11 protein-coding genes are annotated in these 13,532 nt (G+C 70.8%); 5 read left to right on the forward strand and 6 right to left on the reverse strand.

Annotated features, from left to right (window positions below):
* Nucleotides 1–19: 19 nt before the first annotated feature.
* From AB0K82_RS16815 to mfd, 4 genes are all read right to left on the reverse strand, one after another.
* Complete coding sequence (locus AB0K82_RS16815) at nucleotides 20–2,218, reverse strand: transglycosylase domain-containing protein (RefSeq protein WP_364397782.1); 2,199 nt, start codon at nucleotides 2,216–2,218, stop codon at nucleotides 20–22.
* Between the two features lie 94 nt (nucleotides 2,219–2,312).
* On the reverse strand, nucleotides 2,313–3,242 hold the full coding sequence (locus AB0K82_RS16820) for a MazG family protein (protein WP_364397784.1): 930 nt from the start codon (nucleotides 3,240–3,242) through the stop codon (nucleotides 2,313–2,315).
* Nucleotides 3,230–3,913, reverse strand: coding sequence for a hypothetical protein (locus AB0K82_RS16825; protein WP_364397786.1), 684 nt, complete (start codon nucleotides 3,911–3,913; stop codon nucleotides 3,230–3,232). The genes AB0K82_RS16820 and AB0K82_RS16825 overlap by 13 nt, the downstream gene beginning before the upstream one ends.
* 93 nt (nucleotides 3,914–4,006) lie before the next feature.
* Nucleotides 4,007–7,591, reverse strand: a complete 3,585-nt coding sequence (gene mfd / locus AB0K82_RS16830) for a transcription-repair coupling factor (protein ID WP_364397787.1) — start codon at nucleotides 7,589–7,591, stop codon at nucleotides 4,007–4,009.
* A 194-nt stretch (nucleotides 7,592–7,785) separates the two neighbouring features.
* Between mfd and AB0K82_RS16835 the strand changes: the two genes are divergently transcribed.
* The 3 genes from AB0K82_RS16835 to AB0K82_RS16845 all read left to right on the forward strand — a co-directional run bounded on the left by AB0K82_RS16835 (nucleotide 7,786) and on the right by AB0K82_RS16845 (nucleotide 11,199).
* On the forward strand, nucleotides 7,786–8,490 hold the full coding sequence (locus tag AB0K82_RS16835; protein ID WP_364397789.1) for a class I SAM-dependent methyltransferase: 705 nt from the start codon (nucleotides 7,786–7,788) through the stop codon (nucleotides 8,488–8,490).
* 61 nt (nucleotides 8,491–8,551) lie between these two features.
* Complete coding sequence (gene cysC, locus AB0K82_RS16840) at nucleotides 8,552–10,108, forward strand: adenylyl-sulfate kinase (RefSeq protein ID WP_364397791.1); 1,557 nt, start codon at nucleotides 8,552–8,554, stop codon at nucleotides 10,106–10,108.
* 128 nt (nucleotides 10,109–10,236) lie between these two features.
* A complete protein-coding gene (locus AB0K82_RS16845; RefSeq protein ID WP_364397793.1) occupies nucleotides 10,237–11,199 on the forward strand; it encodes a sulfite exporter TauE/SafE family protein in 963 nt (320 codons plus the stop codon).
* 238 nt (nucleotides 11,200–11,437) lie between these two features.
* On the opposite strand, the gene AB0K82_RS16850 is transcribed toward AB0K82_RS16845, so the two are convergent.
* Complete coding sequence (locus AB0K82_RS16850; protein WP_364397795.1) at nucleotides 11,438–11,644, reverse strand: hypothetical protein; 207 nt, start codon at nucleotides 11,642–11,644, stop codon at nucleotides 11,438–11,440.
* Nucleotides 11,641–12,096, reverse strand: a complete 456-nt coding sequence (locus tag AB0K82_RS16855) for an ATP-binding protein (RefSeq protein ID WP_364397797.1) — start codon at nucleotides 12,094–12,096, stop codon at nucleotides 11,641–11,643. Before AB0K82_RS16855 ends, AB0K82_RS16850 begins: the two co-directional genes overlap by 4 nt.
* Nucleotides 12,097–12,226: 130 nt before the next feature.
* Here AB0K82_RS16855 and AB0K82_RS16860 point away from each other — a divergent pair, with 130 nt between their 5' ends.
* Together AB0K82_RS16860 and AB0K82_RS16865 are read left to right on the forward strand one after the other, a co-directional pair.
* Nucleotides 12,227–13,015, forward strand: a complete 789-nt coding sequence (locus AB0K82_RS16860; RefSeq protein WP_364397798.1) for a helix-turn-helix transcriptional regulator — start codon at nucleotides 12,227–12,229, stop codon at nucleotides 13,013–13,015.
* Nucleotides 13,003–13,095, forward strand: coding sequence for a DUF397 domain-containing protein (locus AB0K82_RS16865; protein WP_364397800.1), 93 nt, complete (start codon nucleotides 13,003–13,005; stop codon nucleotides 13,093–13,095). The genes AB0K82_RS16860 and AB0K82_RS16865 overlap by 13 nt, the downstream gene beginning before the upstream one ends.
* Nucleotides 13,096–13,532: the final 437 nt, after the last annotated feature.

Here is a 13,532-nt window from a genome sequence, read left to right on the forward strand (position 1 = left end):
CGGGGCTCCGGCGGCGGTGTCAGTCTCCCTTCCACGGCCAGGCGAACGGCGGATCGAAGAACCACGGCAGGTGGCTGTTCGGCTCGGGGCCGTCCTTCTGGCCCTGTTCCGCCCCCATGCCCTTCTCCTTGGCCTTGTCCTTGTCCTTGTCGTCCTCCTTCTCGCCGTCGCCCTCCCGGAGGTACTCCCCCGGCGGGGCCTCGAAGTCGTGCTCCGGAACCCCCTTCAGGGCGGCCTCCATCGTCTCCCGCCAGATCGGCGCCGGCACGTCCGCGCCGTACACCTGGCCGTAGCAGCCCTCGCCCAGGCACACGTCGCGCAGCGGATGCTTGTAGCCGCCCCGCGGGTCGCCGACCCACACCGCGCTCGCCAGGTCCGGCGTGTACCCGGCGAACCAGGCGGCCGAGAAGTTGTCGACCGTGCCCGTCTTGCCCGCCGCCGGGCGCCCGATCTCGTTGCCCTTGGCGGTGCCCTTGGTCAGCACGCCCCGGAGCACGTGGCTGACCGCGTCCGCGACGCCCTCCTCGACGGCCTGGTGGCACTTGGCGCGCGGTACCGGCAGGGAGCCCGTCGGGCCCATGATGCTCGTGATCGCGATCGGGTGGCAGTAGCGGCCGCGCGCCGCGAACGCCGCGTACGCCGCCGCGAGCCGCAGCGGCGAGACGGTGTTGAAGCCGAGCGTGAACGACGGGTACTGCTCGAGCTTCTGCCCCGTCGCGCGCCGCATGCCCAGCCGGGTCGCCATCTTGTACGTCGCGCACAGGCCGACCTTGCGCTCGAGTTCGAGGAAGAACGTGTTGACCGAGTGCCACGTGCCGGTGACCAGGGTGAATTGCTTGCCGCCCTCACCGTCGCCCGCGTTGCCGAGCGAGACGTTCGGGTCGCCGACGCGGTCTCCGTCGCAGTTCCGGAACCCGGTCGGGACGAACGACTTCGGCGCGTCCAGCTTGTGGCCGAACGCCATGCCCTTCTCCAGCGCGGCCGCCAGCGTGAAGATCTTGAACGTCGACCCCGCCTGCATGCCCAGGCTGGACCCGTGGTCGGAGTCGGCGGCGAGGTTCACCCACAGCGTGCCGCGTTTGGTGCTGTCGCCCATCCGGCGGTCGAGGGCCATCGCGGTGATCTCGCCCGTGCCGGGCCGGATGAGCACCTCTGCGGCGGCCTTGCCCGACTTGTTGTTCGGCGGCACGTAGCGGTTCAGGGCGTGCTGGGCGGCCTTCTGCATGCGGGGCACGAGCGTGGTGTGGATCTGCAGGCCGCCGCGCTGCAGGAGGAACCGGCGCTCCTGGGGGGTCTTCCCGAACGCCCGGTTCGCCAGGATCTCCCGCTGGACGTAGTCGCAGAAGAACGGCGCGGAGCTCTCCACGCAGCCGTTCGGCGCGGTGGTGATCCGCAACCCCAGCGGCTGGGCCTTGACCTCGGCGGCCTGCGCGGGAGTGACCACCTTGAGCTCGGCCATGCGGTCGAGCACCGTGTCCCGGCGCTCCCGGCCCCGCACCGGGTGGAGGTTCGGGTCGTACGTCTGCGGGGCCCGTACGACCCCCGCCAGCGTCGCGGCCTGCGCCAGGGACAGGTCGGCGGCGTGCACCCCGAAGTAGTGGCGGGCCGCCTCCTCCACGCCGTACGCGCCGTCGCCGAAGTAGGCGATGTTGAGATACCGCTCCAGGATCTGGTCCTTGGTGAGGTGCTTCTCGAGGCCGATGGCGAGCCGCAGCTCGCGGAGCTTGCGGACCGCGGTCGGTTCGAGCGCCTCCCGGCGCCCCGCCGCGGTGGTCGCCGTCTCGGCGAGGGCGTTCTTGACGTACTGCTGGCTGAGCGTCGACCCGCCCTGGATGACGGTCCCCGCGCCGACGTTGGCGATCAGCGCCCGCAGGATGCTCTTGGCGTCCAGCGCGCCGTGCTGGTAGAAGCGGCTGTCCTCGATCGCGATGATCGCCTGGCGCATGATGGGCGCCACCTTGGCGAGCGGCACCTCGACGCGGTTCTCGTAGTAGAACGTCGCGAGCTTCGACCCGTCGGCGGCCAGGATGACCGAACGCTGCGGGAGCACCGGGGCCGCCAGCGACTCGGGCAGCGTCTCGAAGGAGTGGTTCGCGGCCTTGACGCCCAGACCGGTGGGCAGCAGGACCGGCAGCGCCAGGCAGGCCGACAGCACGCCGGCGGCCACCCCGGCGATCACCAGGTCCGTCAGCCGCGCCGACCGCCGCCCCGAATCCATCCCCACACTTCGCGGTCATCCCCACACAGACGGTGATCGGAAACCTGGGGAGGGGATTCACCGGCCATCGCGGCAGCCGTCCCGGTCTCGCCGGTTATCGACCCTCTTGCCGCTGCTCGACGCGGTCCTGGAAGCGGCGGGCGGCGGCGCGGAGCTCGGCCTCGGGGTCGCGGCCCTCCTCGCGGAGCCGGCGGACGAGCGCGAACAGGTCCGCGCCCACTTCGTCGTCGGCGAACAGCTCCTCCGGCACGTCGGCCTTTGCCGCGCGCCGCTGCACCTGGGCCGCGAGCGAGAGCGCGGGCTGGGACATGGGGACCCCGTGGAAGATCGAGGCGCCCTCGCCCCGCTCCGCGGACTTGATCTTGTCCCAGTTGGCGTTGACCTCGTCGGCGTCCGCGACCGTGACGTCGCCGAACACGTGCGGATGGCGGCGGACGAGCTTCTCGACGATGCCCTCGGCCACGTCGTCCACGGAGAACTCCGTGGACACCTCCGCGTGGAAGACCACCTGCATGAGGACGTCGCCGAGCTCCTCGCGCAGCGCCTCGAGGTCGCCGCCCTCGATGGTGTCGACGACCTCGTACGCCTCCTCCAGGAGGTACGGCGCGAGGGAGGCGTGCGTCTGCTTGCGGTCCCAGGGGCACTCGCGGCGCAGCGTCTCCATCACGGCGACGAGGTCGAGGAACCGCGCGCCGGGCAGGTCGTACGCGCCCTGGACGACCTCGAGCTGCGGCGGGTCGTCCAGCCCGACGAGGACCGAACCGACCGACCGCATCAGCGCCTCGTCGCCGTCGGGGTCGGCCAGCCACACCACGGCGCCGGTCGACGCCTCGCGTACGAGGGCCGTGGCGTCCGGCTCGACGACCTCGACCGTGACGCCGGCCGCGCGGACGTACGGCAGCTGCGGGTGTTCGGCCGAACCGGCGAGCACCCGGTCGGCGACGCGCAGCGTCTCCCAGGCGGACCAGGTCAGCTGCCCCGGCGCGACCCGCGGCGAGGAGGCGAGGAAGATCAGGCCTGGCACGAGACTCCGCCGCTCGTGGTCGGCGTGCCGGAGTCCGGCTTGGACAGGGTCGGGCAGACCGGGCCGAGGGCCATGTGCTGGAAGTCGAAGGAGCCGTAGCGCGGGTTCACGTCGAGCTTCAGGCGGCGGCCCGCCCGCTGGTACATGCCGGCGACCTGCTGCAGCGCCTGCTGCTGGGACTGCTGGTCCTGCGCGGTGGTCACGCCGTACTTCCGCATGAGCTCCTGGCGGAGGACGACCGACTTCACGTAGTCGCGGCTGTACTCGGTCGGCAGGCCCTGGGCGAGCACGTTGGCGTCGATGGTGGGCAGCCCGCCGTTCTGCGCGATGATCGCGTCGACCTGGCCGCCGCTGACGCTCACGCCGTCGGCGCGCCCGACCTCGTCCCAGACCAACATGTCGACGAGCTGGTACAGGGCGCTGCGCTGCGGGGAGGACGGGTCGAACGGCACCTGCTGCCCCTGGGCCTGCGCCTGCTGGGCGATCTGCTGCGCGCCCGGGTACTTCGGCAGCTCCTTGGACCACTTGTCGACCGTCGAGTTCAGCTTCGCGATCGTGATGCGGTCGTTCCCGACCAGGGCCGCCGCCCCCGTCTTCACGGGACCGCAGGCGGTGAGCGCCGTGCCGGCCAGCGCGGCGGCGATCATGATCTTGAATGGCTTACGGATCACAGCGTCCTTCTCAATTCCTCGCCCGCGGGGGTCGCGGGGTACGTCCGGTACCGGGGATCTCCTGGCCCCGACTCGTCATCTGGCCGCGGCTCGTCATCGGGCCACGGGATCGGGCAGGAACAGCGCCTCCACCAGATCGGTACACCATTTCAGCAGCTCCTGGTCGCGCAGCGGACGCCCGCCGAGCGGAGCGGTCTTGGGCACCGGCACCAGCAGCGTATTCGTCGCCGTCTTCAGGATGCTCTTCGGGTACAGGCGCTGGAGCCGCACCGTGCGCGACTCCGGCAGGCTGACCGGCGAGAACCGGATGTGGTTGCCCTGCAGGGTGACGTCCGTCAGCCCGCCCCGGCGGGCCAGGGCGCGGAACCGCGCGACCTCCAGGAGGTTCAGCACCGGCACCGGCGGCGGCCCGAAGCGGTCGGCCAGCTCGTCGCGGGCGGCGATGATCTCGTCGTCGTTCTGGATCGCCGCGATCCGGCGGTACGCGTCCAGCCGCAGGCGCTCGCCGGGGACGTACTCGTGCGGGATGTGCGCGTCGACCGGCAGCTCCACCTTGACCTCGGGCGTCTCGGGGACGCCCTCCTCGCGCAGCTCGCGCACGGCCTCGCCGACCATGCGCACGTACAGGTCGAAGCCGACGCCGGCGATGTGCCCGGACTGCTCGGCGCCCAGGACGTTGCCGGCCCCCCGGATCTCCAGGTCCTTCATGGCCACGAACATGCCCGCGCCGATCTCGGTGTGCTGGGCGATCGTCGCGAGCCGCTCGTGCGCGGTCTCGGTCAGCGGCGCCTCGGGCGGGTACAGGAAGTAGGCGTACGCGCGCTCCCGGCCGCGGCCGACCCGCCCGCGCAGCTGGTGCAGCTGCGACAGGCCGTACATGTCGGCGCGGTCGACGATCAGGGTGTTGGCGTTCGGGATGTCCAGGCCGCTCTCCACGATCGTGGTCGCGACGAGGACGTCGTACTCCTTCTCCCAGAAGTCGACCATGATCTTCTCGAGCTGGTGCTCGTTCATCTGGCCGTGCGCGACGCCGACCCGGGCCTCCGGCACCAGCTCGGTGAGATGCTTGGCGACCTTGTCGATCGAGCGCACCCGGTTGTGCACGAAGAAGACCTGGCCCTCGCGGAGCAGCTCCCGCCGGATGGCCGCGGCGATCTGCTTGTCGTCGTACGGCCCGACGAACGTCAGGACGGGGTGCCGCTCCTCCGGCGGAGTGAGGATCGTCGACATCTCCCGGATGCCGGTGAGCCCCATCTCGAGGGTGCGCGGGATCGGCGTGGCCGACATGGCGAGCACGTCGACCTGGGTCCGCATCTCCTTGAGGCGCTCCTTGTGCTCGACGCCGAACCGCTGCTCCTCGTCGATGATGATCAGACCGACGTCCTTGAAGCGGGTCTCCGGCGAGAGCAGGCGGTGCGTGCCGATGACGAGGTCGACGGTGCCCTCGGCGACGCCGCGCAGCGTCTCGGCGACCTCCTTGTCGGTCTGGAACCGGCTGACCGGCTTGATCACCACCGGGAACGACGCGAACCGCTCGGTGAACGTCGACAGGTGCTGCTGCACCAGCAGGGTCGTCGGCACCAGCACCGCGACCTGCTTGCCGTCCTGCACGGCCTTGAACGCCGCCCGCACCGCGATCTCGGTCTTGCCGTAGCCCACGTCGCCGCAGATCAGACGGTCCATCGGGACCGGCTTCTCCATGTCGGACTTGACCTCGTCGATGGCGGCGAGCTGGTCCGGCGTCTCGATGTACGGGAAGGCGTCCTCCAGCTCGCGCTGCCACGGGGTGTCCGCCTGGAAGGGGTGCCCCGGCGACGCCTGGCGGGCCGAGTAGAGCCGGATCAGCTCGCCCGCGATCTGGCGGACGGCCTTGCGCGCCCGGCCCTTCTGCTTCTGCCACTCGGCGCCGCCGAGCCGGTGCAGGCTGGGCGCCTCGCCGCCGACGTAGCGGGTGACCTCGTCGAGCTGGTCCGTCGGCACGAACAGCCGGTCGCCCTTGGCGTACTCGATGATGAGGTACTCGCGGGTGGCGCCCTGCACGGTCCGGCTGGCCATCTCGACGTACCGGCCCACGCCGTGCTGCTCGTGCACGATGTAGTCGCCGACGGTGAGCCGCAGCGGGTCCACGCCGCCGCGCCGCCGCGACGGCATGCGCCGCATGTCCTTGGTGGAGGACTTCTGCCCCGACAGGTCGGTCTCGGTGAGCACGACGAGCTTGACGGCCTCCCAGACGAAGCCGTGGTCGAGCAGGCCGCAGGAGACGTTCACGATCGCCGGCTCCGGCGGTCCGGGCAGTTCGGTGACCTTCGCGCCGAGCCCCTGCTCGCGGACCACCTCGGCCAGCCGCTCGGCCGGGCCGTGGCCCTCGGTGACGAGCACGACCCGCCACTCCTCGTGGATCCAGCCCTTGACGTCGCCCATCACCCGCTGGGTGTCGCCCCGGTAGGCCTCCGCCGCGCGCGCCCCGATCCGGAGCGCGCCGCCGTCGCCCGCGTCCGGCTCCTCGTCGGCGGCCACCTCGGTGAGCTCGCCGGTGGCCGCGGAGTACTCGCGGCGGGTCCGGCCGGCGCCCGCCGACTCGGCGCTCGCGAACGGCGTGATCGTCCACCACGCCAGGCCGAGCTCTCCGGCGTGGTCGCGGACCTCGTCCAGCGTCTTGTACGCGGCCGCGCCCAGGTCGATGGGCGCCTCGCCGCCGGCGGCCGCGTTCACCCACGACGCCTCGAGGAACTCCTGGCTCGTGCTGACCAGCTCGGCGGCCCGGGTGCGGATGCGCTCGGGGTCGCAGACGACCGCCGAGGAACCGGCCGGCAGGACGTCGAGGAGCAGCTCCATGTGGTCGGCGAGGACCGGCGCGAACGCCTCCATGCCCTCGACCGCCGCGCCGTCGGCGATCTGCTCGAGGACGTCGGCGAGCGCCGGGTGCTCCCGGCCCAGCTCGCGGGCGCGTTCGCGCACGGACGCCGTCAGCGGCAGCTCGCGGCACGGCGGCGCCCACAGCCCGTCCTGGGCGACCTCGAGCGAACGCTGGTCGGCCGCCTTGAAATAGCGGATCTCCTCGACCTGGTCACCCCAGAACTCCACGCGCAGCGGGTGCTCCTCGGTGGGCGGGAACACGTCGAGGATGCCGCCGCGGACGGCGATCTCGCCGCGCTTCTCGACCAGGTCGACGCGGTTGTACCCCGCGTCGACCAGGCGGCGCACGGCGTCGTCCAGCTCGGCCTCGTCACCCGACCGCAGGCGCACCGGCTCCAGGTCGCCGAGCCCGGCGACGATCGGCTGCAGCACGGCCCGGACCGGGGCGACGACGACCTGCAGCGGACCGGCCGCCGGGTCGTCGGGGTCGCCGTGGGCCAGCCGCCGCAGCACGGCGAGGCGCTGGCCGACCGTGTCCGAGCGCGGCGACAGGCGCTCGTGCGGCAGCGTCTCCCACGCGGGGAACTGCGCGACCGCGGCCGGGTCGAGCAGGCTCGTCAGGGCCGCGGTCAGGTCCTCGGCCTCCCGGCCCGTGGCGGTGACCATCAGGACGGTGCGCCCGCGCTCGCGGGCCAGCGCGGCGCCCAGGACCGGGCGCAGCGCCGGCGGCGCGACGAGGTCCAGGTGGGCGTCGGCGCTCTTCAGCGCGCGAACGAGTGCGGGATCGGCGGCGGCGACGTCGAGCAGTCCGGAAAGGGTCATGAGCTCATCAAGTGTCAGGCAGCGTGAAGGCCCGAGAGTGATCTCACCCCGGGGTCCCCAGCCTACGCGTCACCCGTACCACAAGCCGCAGCACCCCGGCGAAGCGGGTGGTACCAGAGAGCGGCAGGCGACAGACGACACGGACAATGCCGAATGTGAGCACGGGGCGCGAGCGGGCGGCTACGCTCCGGGGCGTGACCGAGCTGCGGACGCCGCCGACCTTCGACACGGACGTCTTCCACGAACGCGTTCGCGAGTACGCCGACGAGAGGCCGTTCGAGCGACTACGCGTCCTCGACGCCGGCTGCGGCCGGAGCGCGCCGCTCGACCTGCATCCCGGCGAGTGCCACGTGACCGGCGTCGACGTCGATCTCGCGGAGGTGCAGGCGGGTGTCCGCGCCCGCCGCGACCTGGACGCCTGGCACCTCGGCGACCTGCGCACGGTGCCCATGCCGCCGCGCGTCTACGACATCGTGCACGCCTCGTACCTGATCGAGCGGATCCCGCACGCGGAGTTGGTCCTCGACCGGTTCGTCGCGGCGCTCCGGCCCGGCGGCCTGATGCTGGTGCGGTTCCGGGACCGCGACAGCGCGTTCGGCCGCCTGGACCGGGTCGCTCCGCGGTGGCTGCGCTCCGTCCTGTGGCAGCGCGGCGTCCCGCCGCGGCCGGTGTACGAGCGGGTGGCGTCGCTCGCCGGGATGCGGGCGTACTGCCTGATGCGGGGCCTGGTCGTCGTCGAGGAGCACACGTCCGCCGGAAGGGTGACCAGGTCGGGGACGATCGTGCGGATGCTGTGCCGGGCGGTCGCCGTCTTGTCCCGGAATCGGGCGACCTCGGCGTACAGCGAGGTCGCCATGGTGATCCGCAAGCCGGAGAATCGCTACGCGCGCATCATCTGAGGTGGCACCGGCAGAGCGTAGAGTTCAATAGTCAACGGTCGAAACACGATCGGAGCCTGCGTTGACGACGGAAGCCGGCGACCTACGCGACCTGCCGAGCCTGACGCCCGGCCCGGCCGAGCTGGCCGACCTCGAACTGCTGCTGAACGGCGCGTTCCAACCGCTGACCGGTTTCCTCGGCGCGGTGGACGCGGCGACCGTGGCCGCCGCCGGACGGCTGGCCGACGGCACGCCATGGCCGGCGCCCGTGACGCTCGCCGTCCCCGAGGACCTCACCAAGGAGGAGCGGCTCGTCCTGACCGATCCGGAGGGCGTGCCGCTCGCGGTCCTGCACGTCCACGAGACCTGGCAGGACAACAGGTCACCAGCCGGCTTCCCCGAGGGCGACCCACTCCGGGCGTCGGAGACGACCTCCTGGCACGCGGCCGGCCGGGTCGAGGCGCTGGGCGCTCCGGAGCACGGCGCGTTCCGGCGGCTCCGGCTGTCCCCGCGCGAGGTGCGCGCGGAGCTGGCCGGGGTGACGACCCTGGCGCTGGCGACCCGCGGCCCGCTGCACCGGCGGCATCTCGGCCAGTTGCGGCAGCTCGCCGAGAAGCTCGACGCGCGGCTGCTGCTGCTGCCGTTGATCGGCGAGGGGCACGACGACGCGCTCGTCCGCGCCTTGCTGGCCGTCCGCCGCGAGTTGCCGGCCGGCACGCTCGTCGTTCCGGTGCCGCTGATCGAGCGGCCGGGTCGCGACCTGGCCCTCGCCGCCCACGTCGCCGCCGCGTACGGCGCCACCCACTTCTTCCTGGAGCCCGCCGCCGACACCGAGGAGACCGCGCGGGCGGGTGCGTGGACCGTGCCGCCGGTGATCGGGCAGTTGCCGATCGAGCCGGTCACGCCGGAGCCGTGGGCGTACGACGAGAGCGTCGAGGTCTGGCGTCCGGTCTCCAAGATCGAGCCCGACCACATCCGGTCGGAGCCGACCGAGGCCGAGCTGGCCGCGATGCTGGACCGCGGCGAGAAGATCCCGGAGTGGTTCACGCTGCCGGCGGTGGCGGAGGAGCTGCGCCGGGCCGATCCGCCGCGGCACGAGCGGGGTCTCACCGTGTTCTTCACGGGCCTGTCCGGCTCGGGCAAGTCCACGATCGCGCGCGGGCTCGCCGACGCCCTGGTCGAGCGGGGCGGGCGTACCGTCACCCTCCTGGACGGCGACGTGGTCCGCCGGCTGCTGTCGGCCGGCCTGACCTTTTCCAGGGACGACCGCGACCTGAACATCCGCCGCATCGGGTACGTCGCCGCCGAGATCACCCGGCACGGCGGGGTCGCGATCTGCGCGCCGATCGCGCCCTACGCCGCGACGCGGGCGGAGGTGCGCCGGATGGTGAACGCCGCGGGCGACTTCGTCCTGGTGCACGTGGCCACGCCGCTGGAGGAGTGCGAGCGCCGCGACCGCAAGGGCCTGTACGCCAAGGCGCGGGCCGGCCTCATCCCGGAGTTCACCGGCATCTCCGACCCCTATGAGGTGCCGGACGACGCCGAGCTGACCGTCGACACCTCGCAGCTGACGCCCGAGGCCGCGGTGGAGCGGGTCCTCGACCTGCTCATCGCCGGCGGCTGGGTGCGCTCCGAGTAAGGGTTCGGTCACCTAACGCCAACAGCGGCCTCTCTGGCGATCCTCGTTCGTCACCGCGTACTCTGAATGTCCGACTTTCCCGATTTAACGGGTAGGGCATACGGATGCACTTCGATTATCAGATGGCCATGGGATCGTTCCTGGTCGCGATCGTGGTGGGGCTGACCGGGATGGGCGGCGGCGCCCTGATGACGCCGATGCTCACGGTCTTCTTCGGCGTTCCGCCGCTCGCGGCGGTCTCCAGCGACCTCGTCTCCGCAGCCGTGATGAAGCCGGTGGGCAGCCTCGTGCACCTGCGTCGCGGGACGGTCAACCTGCGCCTCGTCGCCTGGCTGTGCGCCGGCTCGGTACCGACCGCGTTCTGCGGCGTCCTCCTTGCCCGCGCGCTCGGACACGGCGACCGGATCCAGACCGTCATCGAGATCGCCCTCGGCGTCGCCCTGCTCATCGCCGCATCGGGCCTCGTCATCCGCAGCTACCTGACGATGTCCGCGGGCGGCCCGCGCCGGGCGGCCCGGAACACCACTCCCGATGACGCGCCGTCGGCCCCCATTTCCGTACGCCCCATCCCGACGATGTTGGTCGGGGCGGTGGGCGGTCTCGTCGTCGGCATGACCTCGGTCGGCTCCGGCTCGCTGATCATCGTCGCCCTCCTGGCCCTCTACCCGAAGCTCACCGCGAACCGGCTGGTCGGCACCGACCTGCTGCAGGCCGTGCCCCTGGTGTGGGCGGCGGCGCTCGGGCACATCCTGTTCGGCGACTTCCAGCTCAGCGTCACGCTGGCGCTGCTGGCCGGATCGATCCCCGGCGTGTTCCTCGGTTCGCTCGCGTCGTCCCGCGCCCCGGGCGGCCTGATCCGGTGGGCGCTGGCGTTCGTCCTGCTGGCCTCGGCGCTGAAGATGTTCGGCGTCGGCACCACCCCGATGGCCTGGGCGCTGGTCGCCGCGGTCGTCGTCGGCACGGCGGCCTGGTGCCTGCTGCGCGCCTGGAACGGCCTCCGCCCGCTCCCCCTCCCCCGCCACGACGCGCCACCCGCCCAGCCCGTACGGCCCGGCCACTCGAAAGCGGACACCTCCATCGTGACCCACTGACCTCGCCCACAGCCGTCGCCGGCCAGAGCTCGGAACGGCCCGCCATGCGGACCAGCCGGTTAGCGCGATCTTCCCCACCAGACACATCACGCTCGACCCGGCGGCCCGTCCCGTACGGCATCGGGGGGTTGGCCGTACGGGGGCGGGTGGACGCGCGGCGGGGGACAACGGCGGCCACGAGTCGCGCCTCCATGCCACGCGTCCACGTCTCTCCGGGCGGCTCAGGCTGCGAGGATGCCTACCGCGAGGAGACGAACCGGTGGAACTCCTCCCCGCTCATCCGGTCGAATCGGGCGAGCGCGGCGTCGATGAACAGGAGTTGATCCGTGTCACGGGTGGCGACGTAGCAGGGTTCGTCGCGCCGCCGCCACAGCGGAAGCCCGTGTACGTCCTCGCCGACACGTATCCAGCCGGATGGTGCGTCGCCCATCGGTACAGCGCTCATGTCCATGTCTCCTTGACTTCGCGGGAAAGATCCACGGGGATGGTGAGCCGGCCTTCGCTCTGACTCGGCAGAATCGCCCAGACGCACTTGCCGGAGGCCGCCAGGCGGGAGCCCCATATCTCGGAAAGGGAAGCGATGATGCGCATCCCCCGCCCGGACTCCTTCTCGAAATCGATGGGTACGATTTTCGGCCGTTCGGGAGAGTCGTCCCACATCTCCAGCCGTATTCGCCCGCCGTTCCAGTCGATGGCGGCGACGAGTTCTTTCGATTCGGCGTGCAGGAGTGCGTTGTTGAACATCTCTCCGATGATCACGGTGGCGTCTTCGATTTGATCGGCGCGCCCCCAGGCTCTCAGCCGGGACTCCACGAAGTCTCGGGCCGTCCCCGCGGCGGCCTTGACGGGAGGCAGGTGCCTTTCGTAGCGGTGCTGAACGTGTGGGGCGACTGTCATGCCGATCTCCGTGTGTCCGGCTTCGATGCACTCAGCGTGACGCCTCGATCACTGGCGGGAAAGCGGATTCGGCTCTACCCTTAACGAGTGCGGCCCCCACCGCACCAAGTAAGGAAGGGTACGAGTCGCGATGGCAGCACGCATGACCGGCCGGGCGTACTTCGGCCGAAGACTGAGAACAGTTCGCGAACGGCAGGTTCCTAAGCTGAGCCGGCGCGCTCTCGGCGAACGGCTCAATCTCACAGAGTCAGCGATCGCGGCTTGGGAGTCGGGGCGAAACATCCCCGATCCGACAACTCTGGCAAGTGTCGAGCGGATCCTCGAGACGAACGGCGAACTCCGCGACATCGCCGAGTGTCTGGTCACCGGAGAGAAGCCTCAGGAGTACATGGGCAAGTGGGCGCACGTGGAAGCCGGCTCGACCCTGCTGCTGCGGTTCTCGTTCGATGTTCTTCCCGGTCTCCTCCAGAACGAGGACTACGCCCGCGCGATCCTTCGCGACGAAGATCAGGTCAAAGTCAGGATCGAGCGCCAGAAGGTCCTCACCAAGGAGAATCCCCCTGTCCTGGTCGCGCTGATCGACGAAAGCGTGCTGTACCGGAACGTCGGTGGCGCCGCGGTCATGCGGGACCAGCTCAATCACCTAGTGGAGATGGCGAAGCATGAACACGTGATCATCCAGGTAATCAAGATGGACTCACCCATCGGCGCCCAGTACACCGGACCGTTCAGCCTCGCGAGTTACAACGGCGAGTCCGAGGTCGGCTTTTTGGACGATGCCATCAGCGGCGAAGTGGTGGAGAACGCCGAGGAGGTGTCCAAGCTCCGGCGCTTGTTCGAGATATTAAGAAAGCACGCGCTGAGCGAGCAGGAATCAATCCGCCTCATCAAGAAAGTAGCTGAATCATGGACAACCTGACGTGGCGCAAGTCCTCCCGCAGCAATGCGAACGGCAGCGAGTGCGTGGAGGTCGCCGTTACGGAGAAGGCAACCAGGTAATCGAACTCCGCTAGTACTGCAGCAGCACATTGGAATCTTGCATTCTTGCAGGTCGACGGCTGGTCGGTAGCTCGTTGACGAGCGTTGGGCGATACGCCTGACCCTAGAAGTCGGCAGGGCGGCCACCACTGAGACGCTTCAGGTCATGTCGGAACTGAAGATCACGCGGTGGCCGCCCTGGCCGGAGTAGAACATGGCGATGGGGCCGGACAGCAGCCGCCCCACGATTGTTGACCGTCACGCCAGATCACCAGGGCGACTGTCCTGCGTCACAGGCAGGCACTCTCCGTACAGGTCTCAATTTCCGACGCCGCGCTACAGAGCGTGGGCGCTCGGTGAGTCTTCGTAGTGAGATGACGATCCGCGAAGACACGCGAAGGTCGAGCGGCCAGGTCCGGCCATTCCCGCCTCAGAGGCCCTGACCTGGCAGTCCTCTC

Source organism: Actinoallomurus sp. NPDC052274 (genome assembly GCF_040679475.1).
In the GTDB taxonomy this organism is placed as follows: domain Bacteria; phylum Actinomycetota; class Actinomycetes; order Streptosporangiales; family Streptosporangiaceae; genus Actinoallomurus; species Actinoallomurus liliacearum.